Origin of the sequence: Klebsiella sp. CN_Kp073 (genome assembly GCF_040065495.2) — a bacterium.
Taxonomy (GTDB): domain Bacteria; phylum Pseudomonadota; class Gammaproteobacteria; order Enterobacterales; family Enterobacteriaceae; genus Klebsiella; species Klebsiella aerogenes.
In genome coordinates this window covers 2,919,070-2,943,985 of record NZ_CM198051.1, presented here as the reverse complement: position 1 = coordinate 2,943,985, position 24,916 = coordinate 2,919,070, and the positions used below count along the sequence as shown (strand labels likewise).

Annotated in this window: 21 protein-coding genes and 1 pseudogene; 10 read left to right on the top strand and 12 right to left on the bottom strand. The window is 57.4% G+C overall.

The window, feature by feature from the left end:
* Positions 1–51 precede the first annotated feature (51 nt).
* Positions 52–744, bottom strand: coding sequence for a hypothetical protein (locus ABLV66_RS14195; protein ID WP_348877067.1), 693 nt, complete (start codon positions 742–744; stop codon positions 52–54).
* A gap of 2 nt (positions 745–746) precedes the next feature.
* Complete coding sequence (locus ABLV66_RS14190) at positions 747–1,421, bottom strand: hypothetical protein (RefSeq protein ID WP_196796339.1); 675 nt, start codon at positions 1,419–1,421, stop codon at positions 747–749.
* Positions 1,422–1,942: 521 nt separating this feature from the next.
* Here ABLV66_RS14190 and ABLV66_RS14185 point away from each other — a divergent pair.
* From ABLV66_RS14185 to ABLV66_RS14175, 3 genes are all read left to right on the top strand, one after another.
* Entirely contained in the window at positions 1,943–3,031 is a 1,089-nt protein-coding gene (locus tag ABLV66_RS14185) for an ABC transporter substrate-binding protein (protein ID WP_348877066.1), read from the top strand.
* A gap of 124 nt (positions 3,032–3,155) precedes the next feature.
* Positions 3,156–4,925: an ABC transporter permease gene (locus ABLV66_RS14180; RefSeq protein ID WP_348877065.1), complete on the top strand. Its 1,770-nt coding sequence runs from the start codon at positions 3,156–3,158 to the stop codon at positions 4,923–4,925.
* Positions 4,918–5,988, top strand: a complete 1,071-nt coding sequence (locus ABLV66_RS14175) for an ABC transporter ATP-binding protein (RefSeq protein ID WP_348877064.1) — start codon at positions 4,918–4,920, stop codon at positions 5,986–5,988. Before ABLV66_RS14180 ends, ABLV66_RS14175 begins: the two co-directional genes overlap by 8 nt.
* Positions 5,989–5,995: 7 nt before the next feature.
* Here the strand turns inward: ABLV66_RS14175 and ABLV66_RS14170 are convergent, their stop codons facing one another.
* The gene (locus ABLV66_RS14170; protein ID WP_020079032.1) at positions 5,996–6,367 is read right to left on the bottom strand and encodes a VOC family protein; all 372 of its coding nucleotides are present in this window, start codon (positions 6,365–6,367) and stop codon (positions 5,996–5,998) included.
* Between the two features lie 511 nt (positions 6,368–6,878).
* On the opposite strand from ABLV66_RS14170, the gene ABLV66_RS14165 reads away from it, so the two are divergent.
* The 5 genes and pseudogenes from ABLV66_RS14165 (at position 6,879) to ABLV66_RS14145 (ending at position 13,551) form a co-directional block, all read left to right on the top strand.
* Positions 6,879–7,628: a gluconate 2-dehydrogenase subunit 3 family protein gene (locus ABLV66_RS14165; RefSeq protein ID WP_161799853.1), complete on the top strand. Its 750-nt coding sequence runs from the start codon at positions 6,879–6,881 to the stop codon at positions 7,626–7,628.
* A 2-nt stretch (positions 7,629–7,630) separates the two neighbouring features.
* The gene (locus tag ABLV66_RS14160) at positions 7,631–9,415 is read left to right on the top strand and encodes a GMC family oxidoreductase (RefSeq protein ID WP_348877063.1); all 1,785 of its coding nucleotides are present in this window, start codon (positions 7,631–7,633) and stop codon (positions 9,413–9,415) included.
* A 10-nt stretch (positions 9,416–9,425) separates the two neighbouring features.
* Positions 9,426–10,769 (top strand): c-type cytochrome, encoded by a 1,344-nt coding sequence (locus ABLV66_RS14155; RefSeq protein ID WP_308926740.1) that lies wholly within the window; start codon positions 9,426–9,428, stop codon positions 10,767–10,769.
* Positions 10,770–10,848: 79 nt separating this feature from the next.
* Positions 10,849–12,960 (top strand): annotated as a pseudogene (gene ccmI / locus ABLV66_RS14150) (c-type cytochrome biogenesis protein CcmI); the annotation flags it as partial.
* A gap of 66 nt (positions 12,961–13,026) precedes the next feature.
* Complete coding sequence (locus tag ABLV66_RS14145) at positions 13,027–13,551, top strand: tetratricopeptide repeat protein (protein WP_430915640.1); 525 nt, start codon at positions 13,027–13,029, stop codon at positions 13,549–13,551.
* Positions 13,552–13,816: 265 nt separating this feature from the next.
* On the opposite strand, the gene ABLV66_RS14140 is transcribed toward ABLV66_RS14145, so the two are convergent.
* Genes ABLV66_RS14140 through budA form a run of 3 tightly spaced genes read right to left on the bottom strand, consistent with a single transcriptional unit; the run spans position 13,817 to position 17,078 of the window.
* On the bottom strand, positions 13,817–14,587 hold the full coding sequence (locus ABLV66_RS14140; RefSeq protein WP_045397690.1) for a (S)-acetoin forming diacetyl reductase: 771 nt from the start codon (positions 14,585–14,587) through the stop codon (positions 13,817–13,819).
* Positions 14,588–14,609: 22 nt separating this feature from the next.
* A complete protein-coding gene (alsS, locus tag ABLV66_RS14135; protein ID WP_348877061.1) occupies positions 14,610–16,289 on the bottom strand; it encodes an acetolactate synthase AlsS in 1,680 nt (559 codons plus the stop codon).
* 9 nt (positions 16,290–16,298) lie between these two features.
* Entirely contained in the window at positions 16,299–17,078 is a 780-nt protein-coding gene (budA, locus tag ABLV66_RS14130; protein WP_047078441.1) for an acetolactate decarboxylase, read from the bottom strand.
* A 106-nt stretch (positions 17,079–17,184) separates the two neighbouring features.
* On the opposite strand from budA, the gene ABLV66_RS14125 reads away from it, so the two are divergent.
* Complete coding sequence (locus tag ABLV66_RS14125) at positions 17,185–18,057, top strand: LysR family transcriptional regulator (RefSeq protein ID WP_045397688.1); 873 nt, start codon at positions 17,185–17,187, stop codon at positions 18,055–18,057.
* Positions 18,058–18,119: 62 nt separating this feature from the next.
* On the opposite strand, the gene ABLV66_RS14120 is transcribed toward ABLV66_RS14125, so the two are convergent.
* From ABLV66_RS14120 to ABLV66_RS14095, 6 genes are read right to left on the bottom strand one after another with little or no spacing between them, the layout of a single operon-like run.
* Positions 18,120–18,890 (bottom strand): 3-hydroxybutyrate dehydrogenase, encoded by a 771-nt coding sequence (locus tag ABLV66_RS14120; RefSeq protein WP_032707870.1) that lies wholly within the window; start codon positions 18,888–18,890, stop codon positions 18,120–18,122.
* A 23-nt stretch (positions 18,891–18,913) separates the two neighbouring features.
* Entirely contained in the window at positions 18,914–20,305 is a 1,392-nt protein-coding gene (locus ABLV66_RS14115) for a GntP family permease (RefSeq protein WP_348877060.1), read from the bottom strand.
* Between the two features lie 47 nt (positions 20,306–20,352).
* Positions 20,353–21,276 carry a 3-hydroxyacyl-CoA dehydrogenase family protein gene (locus tag ABLV66_RS14110; protein ID WP_063414375.1) on the bottom strand — a complete coding sequence of 308 codons (924 nt, stop codon included), beginning with the start codon at positions 21,274–21,276 and terminating at the stop codon, positions 20,353–20,355.
* A gap of 11 nt (positions 21,277–21,287) precedes the next feature.
* Complete coding sequence (locus ABLV66_RS14105) at positions 21,288–22,469, bottom strand: acetyl-CoA C-acetyltransferase (RefSeq protein ID WP_348877059.1); 1,182 nt, start codon at positions 22,467–22,469, stop codon at positions 21,288–21,290.
* A 9-nt stretch (positions 22,470–22,478) separates the two neighbouring features.
* Positions 22,479–23,135: a CoA transferase subunit B gene (locus ABLV66_RS14100; RefSeq protein ID WP_045397682.1), complete on the bottom strand. Its 657-nt coding sequence runs from the start codon at positions 23,133–23,135 to the stop codon at positions 22,479–22,481.
* On the bottom strand, positions 23,129–23,845 hold the full coding sequence (locus ABLV66_RS14095) for a CoA transferase subunit A (protein ID WP_348877157.1): 717 nt from the start codon (positions 23,843–23,845) through the stop codon (positions 23,129–23,131). Before ABLV66_RS14095 ends, ABLV66_RS14100 begins: the two co-directional genes overlap by 7 nt.
* Before the next feature lie 140 nt (positions 23,846–23,985).
* Here ABLV66_RS14095 and ABLV66_RS14090 point away from each other — a divergent pair, with 140 nt between their 5' ends.
* Positions 23,986–24,876 carry a LysR family transcriptional regulator gene (locus ABLV66_RS14090; RefSeq protein WP_020079025.1) on the top strand — a complete coding sequence of 297 codons (891 nt, stop codon included), beginning with the start codon at positions 23,986–23,988 and terminating at the stop codon, positions 24,874–24,876.
* The last annotated feature ends 40 nt before the right edge of the window (positions 24,877–24,916 follow it).

Here is a 24,916-nt window from a genome sequence, read left to right as displayed (position 1 = left end):
AGCTAAGGTAAATGACAGGAGAGCATCAATGATGTTCTCCTGGTTTATATCCTAGTTCAGTTTGGTTTCGCATTTTTTCATTTCATTCAATAGCTCGTCGGTTTCCACTTGAGACATGTTAGAGCCACTATTTTTATTATTTTTTGTAATGACAGGGGGTGGCATTTTATATGGGTTGTTAATAATGGCGATTAAACCAGAAATATCGGGGGTGCCGAGTACCATCGAATATTGCAACTGTCTTAACTTCTCTCTGACATTAGTTAATGAGTCCAGTGCTGCGTTACGAATGGCATGGTTATCAGGAAACCTACGGTCTTTGAAAGGAAATGTTGCCATATATAGACACTGCATCGCCTGAGAAGCCAAATCGTAATTATGCGATTGCACTTCAAGGCGGTATCGCTTGCTGTATAGGGTACCTGCCGCACCCACTGACGCGCCGGCAATCACCGTCTCAGGGGATTTAGTGGCTAGTCCGACAGCACTGGCCAGTAATCCGTAAAAGGTTATTTCATCTGCTGTTTGCGACTCCAACTTTTTGGTATCGGCAACGTGCTCCCATTTTATGGCGAAGGCTTTATATGCACCAACTACCTTTTTAAAAGAATCTAGACCATCGGCATAATTATGACATGTACGAGCGTTCTGAATACACTCTTTATCGGCATCAATAATCGGAACCGGGAGTGGTGAGCTGCAGGAGATAAGCATTGATAACCCGGACAACAACCAGTATTTCATAGTTAATGATGCTTGGTGGGGAGTAACGGGAATCCCGGAGTGGCTTTACCGGGCCAAATTTCATACCTGACGGCAATTTCATCAATTCCTCCATGTAGCGGATTTCCGCCTACCCCGAGCGCCTCTGCTGCAGCGATGCTTAATTCACCAATACCATTGCCGCTACTATCTGCAACCACACAATTTATAGATTTATCTTTCCATGTTACTCTCGCCTGGCATCCAATCACTGTGCCTTTTGTTTGCGCGATCACTATCATTGGTACGGCAATGTAGAGAACTGTCGCTGCATCGATATAAGCTTTGGGGTCATCTAATGAAATATGTTGATAATGTAATGATGTTTTAGATGCAATAATTCCTTGCGGAAATATTTTTGGTTGACCATTGCCGTCTAAGATGGCATTAACTCCACTTGTAGGGTTTATTTTGTGGAATACACCATTGGAATCTATTTTTAAATTAAGGTTAACTAAACGATCGCTGCCTATTTCCTTAAACTGGTCATTTATTTGGTAAGCGGCGGGAAAACCGTTTTGCCCATTGGCGCCATCCGCATCAATACTGGCATCCGCCGTATAATAGACATACTCTCCTTCCTCAGTATTTTCAAGGTGTATATCAACCGGAATTTTGTGCTCTTTATGGACGACATAAAGTGTACCGATAATAGGCATGAGATTTGCTCCAGCTTAAATAGAGATAGATGACTTGTTAAAAGTAAACGGAATTGCACGCGCTTAAAATATTCAACATCAACAGACTGATAGCCGCAAATTGCTATCATGTTATTTATAAAAACGGTCAACGAAAAATACGGCAGATAAAAATGTTATTGTCGATTAAAATGAGTCTGGCACAAAAGCAAGAAAATACAATGCTGGCCGGTAAAAATAATTTCGCATAGTAACTTTATGTATTTATAAGAAATTACCATGATGACTGTATATGCTCGTTACTGAGACCCGCAGTTAGTGGTCGACTATAGGCGCTGGATAAACAGGCTTCAATACGCAGCATTAATCTGTGACCTCGCTCGCTGTTTTCACTACTCGCTGAATAAACTCCATAAACACCACTTTTTAAACTACACCACTGTCACAAAAGCTATAAAAAACCCGGCCCATGCGTTGCAGAGGTTCTTACAGCGCTATATGTTAAATTTGTGTTTAATTATTGATGCTTAAGGGTTGATTTTATGTATAAGAAAATCGGTGGTTTAGTGGTTTCACTGACGACAGTCTTCTCGTACTCCGCGCTGGCGGAGGTGCCGCAGGGCTACCCGGCAGATTATCAAAAGGTCGTTGGTGCCGGGGTGAAAGAGGGCAAAGTCGTGGTTTATTCCACAACGGACACCAAAGCGGCAGGGCCGTTAATTAAAGGCTTTGAAGCGCAATATCCTGGGATTAAAGTTGAATATAACGATATGAACAGCACCGAGCTGTACAACCGTTATATTAGTGAACAAGCCGCCGGCGGCGGGAGCGGCGACGTAGTGTGGAGCTCTTCCATGGACACGGCGCTGAAATTAGCCACCGATTATGCGCAAGAGTATGCCTCGCCGGAAGTCGGCAAGCTGCCGAAATGGGCGGTCTGGCAGCAAAAAGCCTACGGTACAACCTATGAGCCGGTGGTCTTTATCTATAACAAACGGCTGATCCCGCAAAATGAAGTGCCGGATTCACATACCGCATTGGCCAAACTTATCGCCGGGCAGGCTGATAAATTTAAAGGCAAAGTCACCACCTACGATATCGAGAAGTCGGGGCTTGGTTTTATGCTGGCGGTGCAGGATAGCAAGGCTGACGGCAATTACTTTGCAGACCTGGCGAATATCGCCAAAGGCGGCCTGACGGTGCAATCCTCTACCGGCACCATGATGGAGCGCGTCTCCTCCGGTGAAAACCTGATCGGTTATAACATCCTCGGCTCCTATGCCGAAGCGCGCGCTAAAACCGACCCGTCATTAGGTATTGCCTATCCGAAAGACTACGTGCTGGTGCTGTCCCGCGTCTCATTTATCACCGCGGAAGCAGGGCATCCTAACGCGGCGAAACTGTGGTTCGACTACGTACTGTCGGAAAAAGGGCAAACGATTCTCGCCTCTCAGGGTGATATTCCATCAATTCGCAACGATATTGAAGGTAAAAATGATATCGACGGAATGACGAAATTACTGGGCAATGCCCTGAAGCCGATTCCGGTGGATGAAAGCCTGTTGCAATATCTGCAACCTAAACAGCGTCTGGAATTTATTAAGCAATGGCGTGCCGCCGCTGCGAAATAAAGTTATGGCTTTTGAAAATTCCCCCGGAATGCAGTCGGGGGAATGACCTTATCAGTGTTCAGTAAATAAGTACTCATATCTCTTCTTGATAATTTATCTCTGCACTTTGCCAGGGGAATTAAAGATGAACATTTTACGCAGAAAGTGGCAGGGACTACCGCGTGGCATGGTGGTATTGATTGCGGCGCTGATGATTTACGTTCCGCTATTATTTATCGTGGCGCAAAGCTTTCTTTCCGCGCCATTTTTTGCCCGCTCAAAAGAGTGGAGCCTCGAAGCCTTCGGTTTTATTTTTACCGATCCGGATTTTTATCTGGCCTTACGCTCCGGATTTATTCTCGCCTTTGGTCTGGTCATTATCGCGATTCCGCTGGGCGGCATTCTGGCCTTTTTAATGGTTCGCACCGATTTACCCGGGCGACGTTTTATTGAGCCGCTGATCCTGGTGCCGATTTTCGTCTCGCCGATGGTGCTGGGCTTTGGTTACGTGGTGGCCGCCGGGCCGGTCGGTTTCCTGTCGCAGTGGGCGCAGGAGTGGCTTGGTTTTGTGCCGTGGAATATCTATTCGATGTTCAGCATCGTGGTAATCGCCGGTTTAACGCACGTCCCGCACGCCTATCTTTATATCTCCTCGGCGCTACGTAGCGTCGGTTCGGACGTGGAAGAGGCGGCGCGTACCGTCGGCGCCACGCCGCTGCAGGTGATGACCTCGGTGAGCTTGCCGATGGTACGGCCGTCCATTCTCTACGCCTGCGTGCTGCTGTTCTTCCTCGGCCTGGAGGTCTTTGGCCTGATGCTGGTGCTCGGCGATCCGGAGGGCAACATGGTGCTGGCGACCTATCTCTATAAGTTGACCAATAAACTGGGAACGCCTTCTTACCATCTGATGGCGGCGGTCGCGGTGGTGTTAATCTGCATTACCATTCCGCTGGTGATGTTGCAGCGCCGGTTGATGCGTACCGCCAACCGCTTCGTGACCATGAAAGGTAAAGCGTCGCAGTCGCGCGCCTTGCCGCTGGGGAAATGGCGTTGGGTCGCGGGCGCGGTCGTGGTGGCGTGGTTGACCGTGACCATCGGCGTCCCGCTGCTGGGCGTGGCGCTACGGGCCTTTATTTCCAATTGGGGCGTTGGCGTTTCGCTATGGGATGAGCTGTCGCTGGCGACTTTCCGCAACATCTGGCAGCAGCCGAACCTGCTGCGGGCGATCGTCAACTCGATGGCGATCGGGATTATCGGCGGCGCGCTGGCGGTGGTCTGCTATCTGTTTGTCGGTATCGCCATGCACCGTAAGCCGGATAACGTGACGCGTTTTCTCGACTACAGCGTGCTGGTACCGCGTGCGGTGCCGGGCCTGTTGGCCGGTCTGGCGTTTCTGTGGGTGTTTCTGTTTGTGCCGATGTGGCTCGATCAGTCGCTGAAAAACGGCTGGCTCTCGGCGCTGCCGGTCGCCGACTGGCTGCGCGAACACCTTATCGTGCAACTGCGCGCGCTGCGCAACACCATTTTCAGCGTCTGGTTGGCCTATACGGTGGTGTGGATGGCCTACGGCCTGCGCCTTATCTCGTCAACGCTGCTGCAGGTGGCGCCGGAGCTGGAGGAGGCCGCGCGCAGCACCGGCGCCTCTCGCGGGCAAATCACCCGCCACGTCACTGTTCCTCTGGCGCGCTACGGGCTTATCGGCTCCTGGCTGCTGATGTTCCTGATCTTTGAACGCGAGTATTCAACCGGCGTTTATTTGTTGTCGCCAGGCACTGAAACGATCGGTTCGATGCTGGTCTCTCTGTGGGCGGCGGGCGCCATTGATATCGTCGCGGCGCTATCGTTTATCAATATTCTGCTGGTGGTAGTCGGTCTGGGTATCGCCCTGCGCTTTGGAGTGAAATTACATGATTGAGTTATCGGTAGACAATTTACATCTGACCTATGGCGACAACCCGGTGCTGAAAGGGGTGTCGATGGAGCTCAAACGCGGAGAGGTGGTGTCGCTGCTCGGCCCTTCAGGCAGCGGGAAAACCACGCTGCTGCGTGCGGTTGCTGGTCTGGAGAAACCGACCGCCGGGCGGATCACCATTGGCAATAGCGTGGTTTATGACGGCAGCCCGCGTAGCGAGATCCCGGCGGAAGAGCGTAATCTCGGGCTGGTGTTCCAGTCCTACGCCCTGTGGCCGCATAAAACGGTATTCGACAACGTGGCCTATCCGCTGAAACTGCGTAAGGTGGCCAGCGGCGAGATTAAACAGCGGGTGCAGAGCGTACTCGAGCAGCTAGGTCTGGGACATCTGGGCAACCGGCACCCGCACCAGCTTTCCGGCGGCCAGCAGCAGCGCGTGGCAATTGGGCGGGCGCTGGTCTATAACCCGCCGGTTATTCTGCTGGATGAGCCGCTATCCAACCTCGACGCCAAGCTGCGTGAAGAGGCGCGGGTATTTCTGCGCGAGCTCATTATTAAGCTGGGCCTGTCGGCGCTGATGGTTACCCACGATCAGAATGAAGTGATGGCGATCTCCGATCGCATTTTGCTGCTTAACAACGGCGTGATTGAACAGCAGGGGACGCCGCAGGAGATGTACGGTAACCCAGCTACTCTGTTCGCCGCCGAGTTTATGGGCAGCAATAACCGCCTGCACGGTAAGGTGACGGCGCTGGAGAACGGACGCGCGCGGGTTGAAGGCGCCAGCTGGGCGCTATGGGGCCGCGCGGGCGAGGGGATAAGCGTTGGCCAGCCGGCGACGGCGGTGATCCGCGTCGAACGCCTGCGACTTGACTGCTCGCCGCAGGATAACAGCCTGGAACTTCCGCTGCTGACCAGCATGTACCTCGGCGATCGGTGGGAATATCTGTTCCGCACCGAGGGCGATGACTTTGCGATTCGCGCCTACGGCACGGCCCTGCGTGACGCCGAACATTGTCACCTGACGCTGCCCGCGGACGATGTGTGGATCTTCCCGCAGCGATAAACTTTGCTTAGGGCGCCAGATGACACACCGCTTCGATATTGTGTCCATCTGGCGCAATGACAAAGGCGGCGTAGTAATTGGCGTGGTAATTAGGCCGCAGTCCCGGCGCGCCGTTATCCTTGCCTCCGGCGGCCAGCGCCGCGTGCCAGAAGGCATCAACCTGCTCGCGGCTGTCGGCGCAAAAGGCGATATGCAGCGGCGCGGGTTTATCTTCGCTTTGATAGAGGCATAAAGAGGCATCGTTCGCCCCGGCTAACTCCGCGCCGTAAGCTGGCTCGCCTTCGCCTGCCAGCGTCACGCCGAGCGGCGCCAGCGCCTGTAAAAAGAATGCCTTGCTCGCGGCATAATCACTGACGCCAAATTTGACATGATCGAACATAAATTCTCCTCGTTATTGGGAATATCTGTACGACATCACCGTGTCGTTAAAATGAGAAGGGCACAGATACTGATTTAATTAACAACGGTGATTAACTAATTTAACAGCTCGAATTGTTTAATTATTCATTAAGCGAGTATTTACAGGTGCTTAATCTGCCATGTACCATAAACAAAAAATAACAAATGTGATACATATCACCCTTTATTGGCGCTTTGGTAAAACCAAAGGCGCGAAATTTCCGCATGACTTACCGCTCTCAGGTTATTAAATGCCCGATCTTATCGTGACAACCCGGTGAATATTTGCGCCATTTTCCCGCGTTACGTTGAGAATCGTCTAATATCCAAACGATAACCCTATAAATCTTATCGCTATTGGCGATTTATTGTACGTCTTATTGGCCAAAGCCAGACGGTCTGTTTCGCAACAGTTCAATGGTATCGGTACCAGAGCGGGATTTGCTGGGCTTGTAAGCGACAAAACAGTATTTTTAATTGACAGGAATGTGATTATGTCGAGCGAGAAAACCAACAATTCAAGGCGTGATTTTTTAGTAAAATCAATGGCCTTGATTCCAACGGTAGTCATCGGCGGCGGCAGCGTGGGCGCCATTGGCGTGGCGGCGAGCGCCACGGCACAGGCGGCCTCCGCACCCTCAGCCGGTGGCAACGCGGCATCCAGCGACTGGAAGCCGCAATTCTTCAACGATCGCGAGTGGCTGTTTATCAACGCCGCCGTCGCTCGCTTAATCCCGGCCGATGAACTCGGTCCCGGCGCCAAAGAGGCCGGTGTGCCGGAATTTATCGACCGTCAGCTCAACACCCCTTATGCTACCGGTTCCATCTGGTATATGCAGGGGCCATTTAACCCCGACGTACCGAAAGAGATGGGCTACCAGCTGCCGCTGGTACCAAAACAGATTTATAACCTCGGTATCGCCGATGCCGAAGAGTGGTGTCAAAACCAGTATCACAAGAGCTTTGCTGAACTGAGCGGCGAGCAGCAGGATGAGGCGCTCGGTCTGTGGGAATCCGGCAAGGCGCAGTTCAAACAGCTGCCGGCCTCGCTGTTTTTCTCCTATCTGTTGCAAAACACCCGCGAAGGCTTCTTTAGCGACCCTATCCATGGCGGCAATAAAGGCATGGTCGGCTGGACGCTGATTAATTTTCCCGGCGCGCGCGCCGACTTTATGGACTGGGTTGAACGAGGCGAACGCTATCCCTTCCCACCGGTATCAATTAATGGGGAGAGGGCGTAATCATGGCGACCGTATTGAAAAAAACCGATGTGGCGATCGTTGGCTTCGGCTGGGTTGGCGCGATCATGGCCAAAGAGCTGACCGAAGCGGGGCTCAACGTCGTCGCGCTGGAACGCGGTCCGATGCGCGATACCTGGCCGGACGGCGCTTATCCGCAGGTTATCGATGAGCTGACCTATAACATCCGCCGCAAGCTGTTCCAGGATCTCTCTAAAAGCACGGTGACGATTCGTCACAACACCAGCCAGCAGGCGGTTCCCTACCGTCAACTGGCCGCCTTCCTGCCGGGCACCGGCGTTGGCGGCGCGGGTTTGCACTGGTCCGGCGTGCATTTCCGCGTCGATCCGATCGAACTGCGTATGCGCAGCCGCTATGAAGAGCGCTACGGCAAAAACTTCATTCCCCAGGATATGATCATCCAGGATTTCGGCGTCACCTACGACGAACTGGAACCGTTCTTCGATAAAGCGGAAAAAGTCTTTGGCACCTCCGGTACCGCCTGGTCGGTCAAAGGGAAGGTTGTCGGTAAAGGCCGCGGCGGTAACGCCTTCGCGCCGGATCGCTCGGACGATTTCCCGCTGCCGGCGCAGAAAAATACCTGGTCGGCGCAGCTGTTTGAAAAAGCGGCGCTGGAAGTGGGCTATCATCCCTATAACCTGCCGTCAGCAAACACCTCCGACTCCTATACCAACCCGTATGGCGCGCAGATGGGGCCGTGTAACTTCTGTGGTTTCTGCAGCGGCTACGCCTGCTACATGTATTCGAAAGCCTCGCCGAACGTGAACATCCTGCCGGCGCTGCGCCAGGAAAAACGCTTTGAACTGCGTACCAACGCCAATGTACTGAAGGTCAATCTGACTGACGATAAATCCCGCGCCACCGGTGTGACCTATGTCGACGGTCAGGGCCGTGAACTGGAACAGCCGGCGGATCTGGTGATTATCGGCGCCTTCCAGTTCCATAACGTGCATCTGATGCTGCTTTCCGGGATTGGTAAACCGTACAATCCTGAGACTGGCGAAGGGGTGGTCGGGCGTAACTTCGCCTATCAAAACATGACCACTATCAAGGCCATTTTCGATAAAGATACCTTCACCAACCCGTTCATCGGCGCGGGCGGCAACGGCGTCGGCGTCGATGACTTCAACGCCGATAACTTCGATCACGGCGCGGCGGGCTTCGTCGGCGGTTCGCCGTTCTGGGTTAACCAGGCGGGGACCAAGCCTATCTCCGGCCTGCCGGTGCCTCCGGGTACCCCGGCGTGGGGCAGTAAGTGGAAATCGGCGGTGGCCGACACCTACACGCACCACCTGTCGATGGATGCCCACGGCGCGCATCAGTCCTATCGCCAGAACTACCTCGATCTTGATCCGAACTACAAAAACGTCTTTGGTCAGCCGCTGCTGCGCATGACCTTCGACTGGCAGGAAAACGACATCAAGATGGCGCAGTTTATGTTCGATAAGATGGCGCCGATCGCCAAAGCGATGAAGCCGAAATATATGCTCGGCAGCCCGAAAAACGCCAATAGCCACTTTGACACCACCAGCTACCAGACCACCCATATGAACGGCGGCGCGGTGATGGGCGAAGATCCGAAGACCAGCGCGGTGAACCGTTATCTGCAGAGCTGGGACGTGCATAACGTCTTTGTCATCGGCGCTTCCGCTTTCCCGCAGGGGCTGGGCTACAACCCGACGGGTACCGTTGCCGCGCTGGCCTACTGGTCGGCGAAGGCTATCCGCGAACAGTACCTGAGAAATCCGGGTCCATTGGTGCAGGCATAAGGGAAAGCAAATCATGAAAATGCAATGGTTATCGGCACTGGTTCTCGGTGCGTTAAGCTGCGCGGCGTTCGCCGAAGAGGTGCCCGCGGACAGCAATCTGATTAAGCAGGGCGAATATCTGGCGCGCGCCGGCGACTGCGTGGCCTGCCACACCAACGGTAAAGAGGGCAAACCTTTTGCCGGCGGTCTGCCGATGGAAACGCCGATCGGCACCATTTATTCCACCAACATCACGCCGGACAAAGCGCACGGTATTGGCGGTTATACCTTCGAAGAGTTTGACGACGCGGTGCGTAAAGGCGTGCGTAAAGACGGCTCCACGCTCTATCCGGCGATGCCGTATCCTTCCTTCGCCCGTATCAACGAAGCGGATATGCGCGCCATGTACGCCTACTTTATGCACGGCGTGGAGCCGGTGAACGTCGCCAACAAAGACACGGACATCCCGTGGCCGCTGTCGATGCGCTGGCCGCTGGCGTTCTGGCGCGGCATCTTCGCCCCGACGCCGAGCGACTTTGTCGCCAATCCGCAGGTGGATCCTGTACTGGAGCGCGGTCGTTACCTGGTGGAAGGGCTTGGCCACTGCGGCGCCTGCCACACCCCGCGTAGCCTGACGATGCAGGAAAAAGCGCTTAGCGAAAGCGAAGGCGATGATTACCTGGCGGGTAGCAATGCGCCGATTGACGGTTGGGTGGCTTCCAGCCTGCGCGGTGAAAATCGCGACGGTCTGGGGAGCTGGAGCGAAGCCGAGCTGGCCGAGTTCCTGAAAACCGGGCGCAATGATAAATCCGTGGTCTTCGGCGGCATGAGCGACGTGGTTGAGCACAGTCTGCAGTATCTCTCGAATGACGATATCACCGCTATTGCCCGCTATCTGAAGTCGTTACCGCCGCGCGGCGGTAAACAGACGCCAGCTCCGGTTGAAGATAGCGTGGCGAAAGATCTGTGGAAAGGCGATGACAGCAAAACCGGCGCGGCGCTGTACGTCGATAACTGCGCCGCCTGCCACCGTACCGACGGCGTCGGTTATAAACGCGCGTTCCCGTCGTTGAAAGGCAACCCGGTGGTACAGACTGAAGATGCGACCTCGCTGATTCACATCATTCTGACCGGCAACACCACGCCGGCGGTGAAGGATGCGGTCTCGAACCTGACCATGCCGTCGTTCGGCTGGCGCCTTGACGATCAACAGGTCGCGGATGTGGTCAACTTCATCCGCACCAGTTGGGGCAACAACGCGCCGCCGGTGAGCGCCAGCGATGTGGCGAAAGTACGTAAAGATAAGTCGATGATTCGCGATGAAAAGGCGTTAGGTAACGCCGACGTCTCGAAACTGCCGGCTGCTGCAGAGTAACTGGGCCGGGGCGGGGCACTGGATTCGCCCCGCCTGAGGTAAAAAACGTGATGACACCTGAACAACAGGGGACACAGCCATGATGCCGGAACTGGGCAACTATCTGCTGTGTCTGGCGGCGGGGCTGGCGCTGCTGCTAAGTATCTTTCCGCTATGGGGCGCGGCGCGTCAGGAACGATGGTTGATGGCATTAGCCCGGCCGCTGGCCTGCGCGCTGTTTATTTGCATCATCGGCGCGTTTGCGCTGCTGGTGCATGCCTTTGTAATCAATGACTTCACCATCCGCTACGTGGCGGAAAACTCCAACACCGCGCTGCCGGTGTGGTACCGGGTGGCGGCTACCTGGGGAGCGCACGAAGGCTCTTTGCTGCTGTGGGTGCTGCTGCTCAGCGTGTGGACGTTCGCCGTCGCGCTCTTCAGCCGACAGATGCCGTCCGACGCGGTGGCGCGGGTGCTGGCGGTGATGGGGATGATCGCCTTCGGTTTCCTGCTATTTATCCTGTTCACCTCCAATCCGTTCAGCCGCAGCCTGCCGCTGTATCCCGTAGATGGCCGCGATCTCAATCCTATGTTGCAGGATATCGGGATGATTTTTCATCCACCAATCCTTTACATGGGCTACGTTGGCTTCTCGGTGGCCTTCGCCTTCGCGATTGCGTCGCTGCTGGCGGGGCGGCTGGATACCGCATGGGCGAGATGGTCGCGCCCGTGGACGCAGGCGGCGTGGATGTTCCTGACACTTGGGATCGTGCTGGGCTCGGCGTGGGCCTATTACGAACTGGGCTGGGGCGGCTGGTGGTTCTGGGACCCGGTGGAAAATGCCTCGTTTATGCCGTGGCTGGTTGGCACCGCGTTGCTGCATTCCCTGGCGGTAACCGAAAAGCGCGGCAGCTTCCGCGCCTGGACCGTGCTGCTGGCGCTGGCTGCGTTTTCGCTGTGCCTGTTGGGGACTTTCCTTGTGCGATCTGGCGTGCTGGTATCGGTGCACTCCTTTGCCTCCGATCCGGCGCGCGGGATGTTTATTCTTGCCTTGCTGACCCTCGCGATTGGCGGCTCGCTGCTGCTGTATGCGGTGAAAGGTGGGCGAGTGCGGGCGCGAGTGGAACATACGCTCTGGTCGCGCGAGTCGTTCCTGCTTGGCAACAATATTCTGCTGATGGCCGCGATGCTGGTGGTGCTGTTAGGCACGCTGCTGCCGCTGGTGCACAAAGCGCTGGGTCTGGGGACGATATCGATCGGCGAACCGTTCTTCAATACCATGTTCACCGCGCTGATGGCGCCGTTTGCGCTGCTGCTGGGGCTGGGGCCGCTGATTCGCTGGCGGCGCGACCTGCCGGGTAAACAGCTTAAACGACTGGCGACATCTCTTCTGGTGACGTTGTCACTTTCTCTGGCGTTGCCATGGCTGCTTCAGGACCGCATCACCGCGATGGCGGTCATCGGCCTGATGATGGCGCTGTGGGTGCTTATCTTCGCGCTGATTGAAGTCCACGAGCGGGCCACGCATCGCCACGGTTTCTGGCGCGGCCTGCGTACCTTAACGCGCAGCCAGTGGGGCATGGTGTTCGGCCATGTCGGCGTGGCGGTAACCGTTATTGGCATCACCTTCAGCCAGAACTACAGCATCGAGCGCGATGTCCGCATGCGGGCTGGCGACAGCCTAGATATTCATCGTTATCACTTCGTCTTCAAGGGCGTGCGTAATATCGTCGGGCCGAACTGGAGCGGCGGCGAGGGGGTGATTGCCGTCAGCCGCAACGGTCGCCCGGAAGCCACGCTGTATGCCGAAAAACGCTTTTACACCGCCAGCCGGATGATGATGACCGAAGCGGCCATCAGCGGCGGGTTTACCCGCGATCTTTACGCTGCGCTGGGTGAAGAACTGGATGATGGCAGCTGGGCGGTGCGTCTGTACTATAAACCGTTCGTGCGCTGGATCTGGTACGGCGGCGTACTGATGGCGCTGGGTGGGTTATGTTGCATGCTCGATCCGCGTTACCGCCGGTCGCGGCAACAGAAAACAGCAGCGGATCGCAATGACATTAACCGCTCGCTGTACCAGTCCCGACTGCGCGAACTTGAGCAGGAGCGCACTGATAGTAATGAAGCGATGATCGTCGAGCTGCAACGGACGTTGTTGGCGGATATTTCGCCGCAGGAACCGACGCGCGTTCGGCCGCTTAGCCGCTGGTTGCTGCTACCGGGGGCGCTGTTATTGGTCTTCGTCAGCGGCGGGCTCTATCTGAAAACCAGCGACGTGGGTCAGGTGCTGCTGTGGCGACAAAGCGAGCGCCATTATCCCGCGCTGCTGGCGCAGGCGAAAGATCCGACCGCGGCGCCGCTGCGGATGGATGAGTTGGCCCAGCTGAGGCTTGGGCTGCGCAGCCATCTGCAGGATAGCCCTGACGATCTCGCCGGCTGGCAACTGCTTGGACGGCTTGGCCTGCTGCTAAACGATGGCGAGACGGCGATCGGCGCGTTCGGGCGGGCGCATAAGCTGGCGCCGGATGACCCGGCGGCAAGTTTCGATTACGCCAGCGCGCTGGTGCGGGCGGGCGATAACGCGCAGATGCGGATGGGCGAGCTGTTGCTGCGCGAGCTGCATCAGCGGCAGCCGAAAAATCTGCCGGTGCTGGAGATGCTGGCGCTCAGCGCGGTACGTAATGAAGACTATCCGCAGGCGGTAGCGGCGCTACAGCAGCTGCTGATGTTGTTGCCGGAGGGCGATGCCCGCCGCGAGGCGATTGCCCGCCAGTTGGCGCAGGCGCAGCAGGCTCGGTAGTAGATACTGTTATCGGTTGGCAACGGTTTTGTCGCACAGGGGGGGGCCCGGAGGCGGCGCGTTGCGCCTTCTCCGGGCTACCAAATCGCACAGCGCTGTAGCCCCGGTAAGCGGCAGCGCCACCGGGGGGTTTGAGGCCATTGGTACCGGCAGGGCCGTAGGCCGGATAAGGCGTAGCCGCCATCCGGCAAAATAACGGCGTAACAGACGAAAAAAAGCCCCTGCGAACAGGCAGGGGCAAACCATGTCAGAGCTTATTTTTTTATTAATTGAATACCATGCCGCCATCGATCAGCAGCGATTGACCGGTCATATAATCGGAATCCGGGCTGGCAAGATAAGAGACGCAGGCGGCGACATCTTCTGGCTCCGACAGGCGACCAAGGGTGATGCGTTTGGCGAATTCTGCGGTGCCATAGCCCAGAGGTTTACCGGCCGCTTCGGAAACCTGACGATCGATCTCGGCCCACATCGGCGTTTTCACAATCCCCGGGCAGTAGCCGTTGACGGTAATACCCAGCGGCGCCAGGTCGCGGGCGGCGGTTTGCGTTAAACCGCGTACGGCGAATTTGCTCGAGCTGTAGACCGCCAGTTCCGGGTTGCCAACGTGGCCGGCCTGCGAACAGGCGTTGATGATTTTGCCGCCGTGACCCTCTTTTTTAAAGGCATCGACTGCCGCCTGAATCCCCCAGATCACCCCTTTAACGTTGATGTTGTAGACCTTGTCGACAATCTCCGGCGTAATGGATTCGATAGGCGTCGATGGCGCAACCCCGGCGTTGTTGACGATGACGTTGAATCCGCCCAGCGTTTTCCGCGCCTGTTCGACGGCGGCAAACACCTGCTCGCGGTCGGAAACATCGACTTTGACCGCGATTGCCCGGCCGCCGTGCTGATTGATTTCATCCGCCACGGCTTTTGCAGTAGCGTCATTGTAATCGGCGATCGCCACGGCAAAACCGTCCTTCACGAGGCGTAACGCGATAGCTTTACCAATGCCCTGACCGGCGCCGGTGACAAGTGCGACTTTTTTCATTTCCATTTCCTTTTGTGATGACTTAAAGAATCTGACTCAGGTGTAGCTGGCCCATCAGCAGCGGGTTATCGCGGTAATCCACGGGGATGGCGACCACCGCCGGGCCGTCGACGTCCATCGCCGCGCGTAGCGTCGGCTCCAGCGCATCAGCGCTTTCCACCGCAAACCCTTTCGCGCCGAAGGATTCGGCATAGGCTTTAAAATCCATTGGCCCGAACTCGACGCCGGACAGGCGTTGATATTTTTTCTCTTCCTGGATAGCAACCATGTTGTAGCCGTTATCGACCCAGATAAGATGCAGGATGTTGGCTTTCAGGCGGACCGCCGTTTCCAGCTCCATACTGGATTGCAGAAAACCGCCATCGCCGGAGACCGAGACCACTTTGCGCTGCGGATTGACCAGCCAGGCCCCGATGGCCCACGGCAGGGCGACGCCCATGGTTTGCTGACCGTTGGAGATCATCACCTGACGGGCGCGGAAGCTGTAGAGATAGCGGGCGATCCAGATATGGAAGCTGCCCATATCGACCGTCAGCGTGACGTCGCTGTTGACGATATCCTGCATGGCGCGAACGATGCGCAGCGGGTGCAGGGCGAACTGATTCAACTGCGCTCCGCGGCGGTCAAGCAGTTCCCGCTGATGCTGGCGGTCGTGGAGGATTTCAGTGGCCTGCGGCGAGAGCACCAGCCGATGATCGATATTTTGCGCCAGCTTGTTCAGCGTGCCGGCGATGTCGCCCACCAGCTCGACATCCGGCGTGTAGTTACGCTCTTCATAGGCGGGCAGTACGTCGATATGTACCAGCGTCGCGTTGCCGCTGTTCCACATCGCCGGTTCGTATTCCACCGGGCTATAGCCGATGCAGATAACCAGGTCGGCCAGTTGCAATAAGTGGTCACCGGCCTGATTGTTAAACAGCCCGACGCGCCCGGCGAAGCGCGAGAAGTTATCCTGATTGACCGCCCCGGCTGCCTGATAGGTGCTGGTGACCGGAATATGGCTGGTTTCCAGCAAACGATGCAGCGCGGCGCTGTTTTCCGTCTGGCTGGCCATCAATCCAAGCAGGAACACCGGATTCTTCGCCTGGGCAATCAACTTCGCGACCTGATTGATTGCCTCGTCAGGCGCGGCGCCCATCTGCGGCGCGCTGCTGGCGGGCAGCACTTTGCCGGTCGCCGGACCATCGACGACATCCTGCGGCAAGCTGACGAAGGCGCTGCCCGGGCGCCCCTGCTCGGCGGCGCGAAAGGCATTAGAAACCACTTCCGCCAGCGCATCCGGCGAGGTCACTTCCACGGCGTATTTGGTGACCGGGCTGAACATCGCCACTGTGTCCATACTCTGATGCACCTGTTTGGCTTTATCGGCGCGTTTGACCGCGCCGCCCAACGTCACCACCGGGTCGCCTTCGCTATTAGCGGTGGCCATGCCGGTTATCAGGTTGGAACAGCCCGGACCGGAGGTCACCAGCGCGACGCCCGCTTTGCCGGTAATACGCCCGACCGCGGCGGCCATAAAGGCGGCATTGGCCTCGTGGCGCACTGGAATAATGCGGATTGAGGAGTCCAGTAACGAGTCGAAAACCTTATCGATTTTAGCGCCGGGGATCCCGAAGACCTGGCGTACACCTTGCGCTTCCAGTTGGCTGACGACCAGATCGGCGCCGTGCGCCCACTGGCGCAGCGGATACTGTTTGTCCATGTGAACCTCCTAACTTTCTACTGAACGGATGGCGGCATCGAGATTGTCGGGATGCAAATTGGCCTGCAGGAACGCGCTGTCGGCGGGAAGATCGATCATCAGCTTATGAATTTCGCCGAAGGTCAACACCCCGCTGTCGAGCTGGTAGTCCAGCAGGTGGCCGCCGCCCTGGCGGTCATCGGTGATAAAGTGTTCGTGATAGCCGGCGACGTTAATTCCCTGCATATGCTGTGGGGTACGAAAACCGACCAGTACGCCGTCACGCTGGTTAAAGCGGAACACCGGCTGATCGTCGAGTACGTCGGTCATCGCCCGGTAGGGCGGCGTCTGACGCGGCACGGTGCGGGTATGGGCGTGGCGGAAATGACCATCGATTCGCAGCGCGCAGAACAGATTGTCGGAAGGGATTTGCTGGTCAATAACCTCATGCAGCTGCTGGCGGCTGACCGGATGGTCAAAGGTTTTACGGTACTGCGGCTGAAACCAGGTCATTACCGCAAACGGGGTTTTCTGTTCCGGACGCGCTTTACGCGCGCTGCCGTCGGCACGCAGTTGATACACCTGGCTGCTAAACGCGATCAGCTCGCCGTCGAGTTCATTAAAAGTGCCGAGCCCGAAATCGCCGTGCTTCAGCAGGTCCGCAATGGTGGTGGTACCTTCGTAGACGCCGCTAAGCAGGGCGCTCATCAGCGAAGTTTGATATAGCACGCTATCGGGATGCTGGGCGGAAAACGCGCGTAGCGTTTCACACAGACTCTCTTCGCAGGTGCAATCTGAAGCATGATTCATGAGCCACTTCCTCGTTCAACAAATATAAGAAAGGTTAAATAAAGGTTGACCCGATTCAGCTCACAGTTCCAATATAGAAATCATGCTGGTTTGAGACGTTTTCGATATGGAACTTCGTTATCTACGCTATTTTGTCGCCGTCGCCCGGACGCGGCACTTCACCCGGGCAGCGAAAGAACTGGGTATCTCACAGCCACCGTTAAGTCAGCAAATTCAGCGGCTTGAGCGAGAGGTTGGCACTCCGCTGTTGCGTCGGCTAACCCGCGGGGTGGAGCTGACCGAAGCCGGGGAGTCCTTTTATGAAGATGCCTGCCAAATCCTCGCGCTGAGCGATGCGGCGCTGGAAAAGGCCAAGGGCATTGCCCGCGGCATGAACGGCAGTCTGTCGTTAGGTATTACCAGTTCTGATGCTTTCCATCCGCAAATCTTCACCTTGCTGCACCGTTTTCAGCTAGAACATCCGGGCGTCGCCCTCCATCAACAGGAAGGCAACATGGCGAATTTGATGGCGGCGCTGAGCGAGGCGGAGATCGATATCGCCTTTGTCCGCCTGCCGTGCGAAAGCAGCAAGGCGTTTAATCTGCGTATCATTGATGAGGAGCCAATGGTCATCGCACTGCCGCGCGATAATCCATTGTCAGCGGAGCCAACGCTGGCGCTGGAGCAGCTGCGGGACGTCGCGCCGATCCTCTTCCCGCGTGAAGTGGCGCCGGGTTTGTATGAGCTGGTGTTCAATAGCTGCCTGCGCGCCGGTATTGATATGAACCGCGCCAGGCAGTCGTCGCAGATTTCATCGTCGCTGAGTATGGTAAACGCCGGATTTGGTTTCGCGCTGGTGCCGCAGTCGATGACCTGTATCGCGCTGCCCAACGTCAGCTATCAATCGATACAGGGGACGCCGGTCAAGACCGATATTGCCATCGCCTGGCGCCGTTTTGAGCGCTCGCGTACGGTGAAGCGATTTTTGGAGATGTTCTAATTCCCGGGGCGCATAGCGTGACCCAACGGAGATACGCTGACCTTTTCTCCGTTGGGTTAGCGTTACTGCGCCACCCAGCCGCCATCCATATTCCACGCCGCGCCGCGAACCTGCGCGGCGGCGTCGCTGCATAAAAATAGCGCCATTTCCCCCAGTTGCTGAGGCGTCACGAATTCGCCGGAGGGTTGTTTTTCGGCAAGCAGCTGCGCTCTGGCCTGCTCCGGGTCGGCCCCCTCGGCGATACGTTTATCGATCTGCTGCTGAACCAGCGGCGTCAGCACCCAACCGGGGCAAATCGCGTTGCAGGTAATGCCGGTACGCGCGGTCTCCAGCGCCAGCGTTTTGCTAAAACCAATCACCCCATGCTTAGCGGCGACATAGGCGGATTTCTCTTTCGAGGCGACTAACCCATGCACGGAGGCAATATTAATAATCCGCCCCCAGTTGCGCTCGCGCATGCCCGGCAGCGCCAGGCGGCTGGTGTGGAAAACGCTGGACAGATTTATCGCCAGAATATCGTTCCATTTTTCCACCGCGAACTGCTCCACCGGCGCAACATGCTGGATACCGGCGTTATTAATCACAATATCGACGCCGCCAAATTCGCTTTCGGCATAGCGCATCATGGCTTCAATTTGCCCGACGTCGCGCAGGTCGGCATCGTGATAGCCGGGAATTTTACCCAGCGCGGCAACCTCGGCTCGCGCGCTCGTGCTGTCGCCAAAACCATTCAACACCAGCTGCGCGCCGGCCTGCGCCAGTACTTTGGCAATGCCTAAACCAATACCGCTGGTGGAGCCGGTGACCAGCGCTGTTTTACCGTTTAAATTCATTTCATTACTCCTTACATCAGGCATCAGACAATGCCGGTTAAATAGAACACGGCAATGACAAACAGAACCGCGAGGCTTTTGATAAGCGTAATGGCGAAAATGCCGCCGTAAGCCTGGCGATGACTTAAGCCGGTGATTGCCAGCAGCGTGATGACGGCGCCGTTATGCGGCAGGGTATCCATGCCGCCGCTGGCCATCGACGCGACGCGGTGCAGTACCTCAAGCGGGATATTGGCGGCCTGCGCGGCGGCCACGAAGGTATCTGACATCGCCGCCAGCGCGATGCTCATTCCGCCGGAGGCGGAACCGGTGATCCCGGCCAGTACGGTGACGCTTATCGCCTCGTTTAACAGGGGATTGGGAATAGCGGTCAGTGCTTTCGACAACACCAGGAAACCCGGCAGGGCGGCAATCACCGCGCCGAAACCATATTCCGAAGCGGTATTCATCGCCGCGAGGATCGCGCCACCCACCGCCGTACGGCTGCCTTCCGCCAGACGGCCGCGGATATTGCGAAATCCGAACAACAGCACCACGACGATGCCGGACAGCAGCGCGGCCTCGACGGCCCAGATAGCGGTGATTTTGCCGACCTCGGTGACGATGGGTTTGGCAAGCCCAGGCAGGGTCAGCTCGTGGCTGGCGCCATACCACTGCGGGATCCAGCGGGTAAACAGCAGGTTCAGCACGCCGACCAGCAGCAGCGGGGCAATGGCGATCAGCGGATGCGGCAGATTGATGTTATCCGGCGTCTGCGGCTCGTTTTGCAGATCGGTACCGTAACCCTCGCCATTCGCGAGCGCTTTACGCCGCTGTCGTTCCAGCCACAGTAAACCGAAGGTGATGATAAACAGTGAACCTATCAACCCAAGCCAGGGGGCGGCCCAGGCGTTGGTGCCAAAAAAGCTGGTGGGGATAATGTTCTGGATCTGCGGGGTGCCCGGCAGGGCATCCATAGTGAAGGAGAACGCGCCCAGCGCGACGGTTGCCGGGATCAGCCGCTTCGGGATACCGCTCTGGCGAAACAGTTCGGCGGCAAAGGGATAGACCGCAAACGCCACCACGAACAGCGAAACGCCGCCGTAGGTCAGCAGGGCGCAGACCAGCACGATCACCGGGATCGCATGTCGCCGCCCGAGAATTTGAATCGCGGCGGCGACGATCGAACGTGAGAAGCCCGACAGCTCAATCAGCTTGCCAAAGACGGCGCCGAGCAGGAATACCGGAAAATAGAGCTTCACGAAACCGACCATTTTTTCCATAAACAGGCCGGTAAAGGTGGGGCCTACCGCGCTCGGGTCGGTGAGCAGAACCGCGCCAAGCGCGGCGATAGGGGCAAACAGGATAACGCTGTATCCACGATACGCAGCCAGCATCAGTAATGCCAGCGCGGCCAGGGCGATCAACACACTCATTACGACTCCTCACTATCATTGTTATTGTCGGGGTACAAAACGAGAAGTTACGGTTTCAGGGCGTAGCGCAGCTGATGTTCACGGCGCGACTGTATTCGTTTCTGCCGGGCCTCATCCCAGCGATAAAAACCTTGCCCGCTACGGGCGCCGGTATCGCCTTGCGCGACCTTGTCGGCGACCAGCGACATCATGTCGCTGCCCGTGGCCAGTTCCGGCAGCAGGTGCTGGCAGATATCCTGGACGGTCGCCAGACCGGTCATATCGGCGGCTTCCAGCGGGCCGACCATCGCGTAACGGCGGCCGAGCGAGGCGCGCATCACTTTGTCGACCACTTCCGGCGAAGCGATGCCGCTCTTGACGATATGCAGCGCTTCGCGCAGCAGGGCGAACTGTAGTCGGTTGCCGACGAACCCCGGCGCGGCGCGGTTGAGTACTACCGCTTCCAGCGAGCAGGAGGATAAAAAGTCGCTGACCTGGTTGGCGAGATGCGGCAGGGTAGCGCTACCCGGCACCACTTCCACCAGCGGGATAAAATGCGGCGGATGCCAGAAGTGGGCGATTAACAAGCGCTCCGGATGCCGCATCCCCTGCGCCAGCCGATCCGGCGGTAGTCCGCTGGTGTTGCTGGCGATGATAGCTTCGTCGGCGATCAGCGTTTCCAGTTCCCGGTATAAGGCGTGCTTGAGCGCCAGACGCTCCGGAATCGCTTCGATCAGCAAGCTGGCGTCAGCAAGATCGCCTAATGCCGTGGTGCCGGAGAGGCGCGAGAGCACCGACGCACGCTGAGCGGCGTCAAACTGCTCGCACTCTTCAAGCTCGCGCAAAATGGCGGCGGCGACGCTCTGGATCTCGCTAATGCGCGCCGGGTCGGTGTCGTAGAGGCGTACGGCGTGGCCGTGGCGGGCAAAATGGCAGGCGATGCCGACGCCCATCAGGCCGGCGCCCAGTACCGCCAGTTGTGGTGTAAACATAGTGGCTCCTGTTAACGTTCGATGGTCATCGCGATACCCTGACCGCCGCCGACGCAAAGCGTCGCCAGGCCTTTGCTGACATCGCGGCGCTGCATTTCGTGCAGCAGACTAACCAGAATGCGACATCCTGAGGCGCCAATCGGGTGGCCGAGCGCGATAGCGCCGCCATTGACGTTGACCTTCTGGTTGTCCCACTCAAGCAATTTACCGACTGCCAGCGCCTGTACGGCAAAGGCCTCGTTGGCTTCGATGAGGTCCACCTCCTCCAGCGCCCAGCCGGCGCGCTGCAGCGCCTTCCGGCAAGCGCTTACCGGGCCGATACCCATCACGGACGGATCGACGCCGGCCACCGCAGAGCTGACTATTCGCGCCAGCACCGGCAAGCCAAGCTGCCGCGCTTTATCGACGCTCATCAATAAGACTGCCGCCGCGCCATCGTTGAGCGAAGAGGCATTGCCCGCGGTAACGCTGCCATCTTCCGTGCGGAAGGCCGGGCGCAACTGCGCCAGCTGTTGTTCGCTGGTTTCCGGGCGCGGCTGTTCGTCTGCGTCCACCCTGCGCGGCGCTTTTTTACCCTGAGGGACGCTCAGCGGCACTATCTCAGCCTGAAAGCGTCCGGCGGCTATCGCGGCGGCGGCTTTGCGCTGCGAAAGGGCGGCGAAGGCATCCTGCTGGGGGCGGGAGATGTCAAAGGCGTCGGCAAGGTTCTCGGCGGTGATGCCCATGTGATAGTCGTTAAACGCATCCCATAATCCGTCCTGAATCATGCTGTCCTGCATGCTGGCATGGCCGAAGCGCAGACCATCGCGCGCGCCCTGAACCAGATACGGAGCATTGCTCATGCTCTCCTGGCCGCCGGCGATAGCGATCTCCGCCTCGCCGCTGCGAATGGCCTGTACTGCCTGTTGCACGGCTTTCAGCCCGGAACCGCAAACCAGATTGACGGTAACGGCCGGGGTTTCAACCGGTAGCCCGGCGCGCAGCGCGGTTTGTCGCGCCGGATTCTGTCCGCAGCCGGCGGTTAATACCTGGCCAAAAATCAGTTCGTCAACGGCGCTGGCCGGTAGCTGTGTGCGTTCAAGCAGACCACGCACTACGGCGGCGCCAAGCTCGACGGCGGAAAGGGAAGATAAGGCGCCGCGAAAACTGCCGATTGGCGTACGTAGCGCACAGACGATAGCGACTTCTTTCATATTGCCTCCTTAGTTGAAGCGCATTTCGCGGACGTCATCGGCAATGACCAGCCGTCCAGCCGTTTTACGGGCAATTTCGTCAATGCTGACGCCGGGAGCGTATTCGTGCAGAACAAAGGCGCCGTCGCTAATTTCCAGCAGCGCGAGATCGGTCAGTACCCGGCGAATACAGCCCGCGCCGGTGAGCGGCAGGGTGCACTGCGCCAGCAGTTTGGATTCGCCGTTTTTCGAAGCGTGCGTCATCACGACGATGATGTTTTGCGCGCCGGCCACCAGATCCATGGCGCCGCCCATGCCTTTCACCATTTTCCCGGGGATCATCCACGAGGCGATATTGCCCGCGACATCGACCTCAAAAGCGCCCAGAACCGTGAGATCGACGTGGCCGCCGCGGATCATGGCGAAGGACTGGGCGGAGTCAAAGATAGCCGCCCCGGTTTGGGCGGTAACGGTCTGCTTGCCGGCGTTAATCATGTCGGCATCGAGAGTCGACTCATCGGGAAATTCGCCCATCCCCAACAGGCCGTTTTCGGACTGCAGCATCACTTCAATACCGGCGGGAATATAGTTAGCGACCAGCGTGGGAATGCCGATACCGAGATTGACATAATCGCCGTCGCGCAGTTCCTGGGCGACGCGCATCGCCATTTGTTCGCGAGTTAACATGTTAAGTTCCCTCCGGCACGCAGCGTGCGCTGTTCAATACGTTTTTCGAATTGCCCGACGATCAGCCGGTCGACATAAATACCGGGCGTGTGGATGGCGGAAGGAGGGAGTTCGCCCGGCGCGACGATTTCTTCGACTTCCACTACCGTGATCCGCCCGGCGGTGGCCATCAACGGGTTAAAATTCTGCGCGGTATGGCGGTAGACCACGTTACCGAACCAGTCGGCTTTCCAGCCCTTTACAAGGGCGAAATCGCCGCGAATGGCCTCTTCGAGAATGTAATTTTTACCGTCGAACTGACGCACTTCTTTGCCTTGCGCCACCGGCGTGCCGTAACCGGTCGCGGTATAGAATCCAGGGATCCCGGCGCCGCCGGCGCGAATTTTCTCGGCAAGCGTCCCTTGCGGCGTCAGCTCCACGGCGAGTTCGCCGCTTAGTACCAGCTGTTCGAAGAGGGCGTTTTCTCCCACGTAGGAAGCCACGACTTTGCGCACCTGGCGCGTTTCCAGCAGCATGCCGAGACCAAAGCCATCGACGCCGCAGTTATTAGAAACTACCGTCAGGCCCTGTACCTGGCGGCGTTTGACCTCGGCAATTAAGTTTTCCGGAATGCCGCACAGGCCGAAGCCGCCGGCCAGTAACGTCATGCCATCGGTTAATCCGTCCAGCGCCGCTTCATAGCTGGCGACGCGCTTATCCAGTCCTGCCATCATTTTTCTCCTGCCTTGCGATGGCTCTATCATTAAGGGCGCCGACTGATTTGATAATTTTGAATTTGTGACCCACTCATTTGGATTTTTTATTAATTTATCGTTAACTAAATTCTTTCAATTAGTTAACAGGTGGAAAAATGAGAATGAGTGTCAAACAGTTACGCGCGTTTCTAGCGGTAGCTCACACTCTCAATTTCGCCCACGCCAGCGAGCGCCTGAACCTGTCGCAGCCGGCGCTGAGTTTGACCATCAAGGGGCTGGAAGAGGCGCTTGGCGGCGCGTTGCTGCAGCGCAGCACCCGCAAAGTGACCTTAACCCAGGAGGGAGAGACCTTTCTGCCGATGGCCCGCCAGCTGCTGGCGGACTGGGACAATGCCGAAGAGGCGATGCGGCAAAGTTTCACCCTGCAGCGGGGAAAGATCTCCGTCGCCGCGATGCCGTCGTTTGCCGCTAACGTGCTACCGGAAGTGCTTAAAGCCTTTCGCGACCGCTATGCGGGAGTCAACGTGACGGTGCATGACGTGATTAATGAGCAGGTGATTGAGATGGTGCGCGAAGGCCGGGTGGAGATGGGGATCGCGTTTGAGCCATCGCCAGGCAACAATCTGTTGTTTACGCCGCTGGCGGTGGATCGCTTTGTGGCGATCGTACCGAAAACGTCGCCTTTAGCGAGTAAAAAGCAGTTAAGCTGGCGTGAACTGCTGACGCTGGATTTCATTACCCTGCAGCGACCGTCGGCGGTGCGTTTGATGCTGGAAGAAGAGCTGGCGCGCAGCGGCAGCCAGTTGGACGTGGCGCTGGAAAGTCATCAGTTGGTCACCGTTGGGCGGATGGTCGCCAGCGGTCTGGGCGGCAGCGCGGTGCCCGCGTTATGCCAGTCGCAGATGCAGTCGCTGGGAGCGGTTTGTCTGCCGTTAAGCGATCCGCCGATTGAAAAGTGTATTGGCGTTATTCACGCCGGACATATGCAGTTGTCGAAAGCGGCGCAGGCGCTGCTGGAAACGCTGAAGGGTTTTTTGCCCGCTTAGGTCGTTCACAGATAAAAAAACCGGCCTTGTTAGCCGGTTT

Coding starts and splice junctions, on each gene's coding strand:
- ABLV66_RS14195 (WP_348877067.1), bottom strand. CDS start 744: ATGAAATACTGGTTGTTGTCCGGGTTATCAATGCTTATCTCCTGCAGC.
- ABLV66_RS14190 (WP_196796339.1), bottom strand. CDS start 1,421: ATGCCTATTATCGGTACACTTTATGTCGTCCATAAAGAGCACAAAATT.
- ABLV66_RS14185 (WP_348877066.1), top strand. CDS start 1,943: ATGTATAAGAAAATCGGTGGTTTAGTGGTTTCACTGACGACAGTCTTC.
- ABLV66_RS14180 (WP_348877065.1), top strand. CDS start 3,156: ATGAACATTTTACGCAGAAAGTGGCAGGGACTACCGCGTGGCATGGTG.
- ABLV66_RS14175 (WP_348877064.1), top strand. CDS start 4,918: ATGATTGAGTTATCGGTAGACAATTTACATCTGACCTATGGCGACAAC.
- ABLV66_RS14170 (WP_020079032.1), bottom strand. CDS start 6,367: ATGTTCGATCATGTCAAATTTGGCGTCAGTGATTATGCCGCGAGCAAG.
- ABLV66_RS14160 (WP_348877063.1), top strand. CDS start 7,631: ATGGCGACCGTATTGAAAAAAACCGATGTGGCGATCGTTGGCTTCGGC.
- ABLV66_RS14140 (WP_045397690.1), bottom strand. CDS start 14,587: ATGAAAAAAGTCGCACTTGTCACCGGCGCCGGTCAGGGCATTGGTAAA.
- alsS (WP_348877061.1), bottom strand. CDS start 16,289: ATGGACAAACAGTATCCGCTGCGCCAGTGGGCGCACGGCGCCGATCTG.
- budA (WP_047078441.1), bottom strand. CDS start 17,078: ATGAATCATGCTTCAGATTGCACCTGCGAAGAGAGTCTGTGTGAAACG.
- ABLV66_RS14125 (WP_045397688.1), top strand. CDS start 17,185: ATGGAACTTCGTTATCTACGCTATTTTGTCGCCGTCGCCCGGACGCGG.
- ABLV66_RS14120 (WP_032707870.1), bottom strand. CDS start 18,890: ATGAATTTAAACGGTAAAACAGCGCTGGTCACCGGCTCCACCAGCGGT.
- ABLV66_RS14115 (WP_348877060.1), bottom strand. CDS start 20,305: ATGAGTGTGTTGATCGCCCTGGCCGCGCTGGCATTACTGATGCTGGCT.
- ABLV66_RS14110 (WP_063414375.1), bottom strand. CDS start 21,276: ATGTTTACACCACAACTGGCGGTACTGGGCGCCGGCCTGATGGGCGTC.
- ABLV66_RS14105 (WP_348877059.1), bottom strand. CDS start 22,469: ATGAAAGAAGTCGCTATCGTCTGTGCGCTACGTACGCCAATCGGCAGT.
- ABLV66_RS14100 (WP_045397682.1), bottom strand. CDS start 23,135: ATGTTAACTCGCGAACAAATGGCGATGCGCGTCGCCCAGGAACTGCGC.
- ABLV66_RS14095 (WP_348877157.1), bottom strand. CDS start 23,845: ATGGCAGGACTGGATAAGCGCGTCGCCAGCTATGAAGCGGCGCTGGAC.
- ABLV66_RS14090 (WP_020079025.1), top strand. CDS start 23,986: ATGAGAATGAGTGTCAAACAGTTACGCGCGTTTCTAGCGGTAGCTCAC.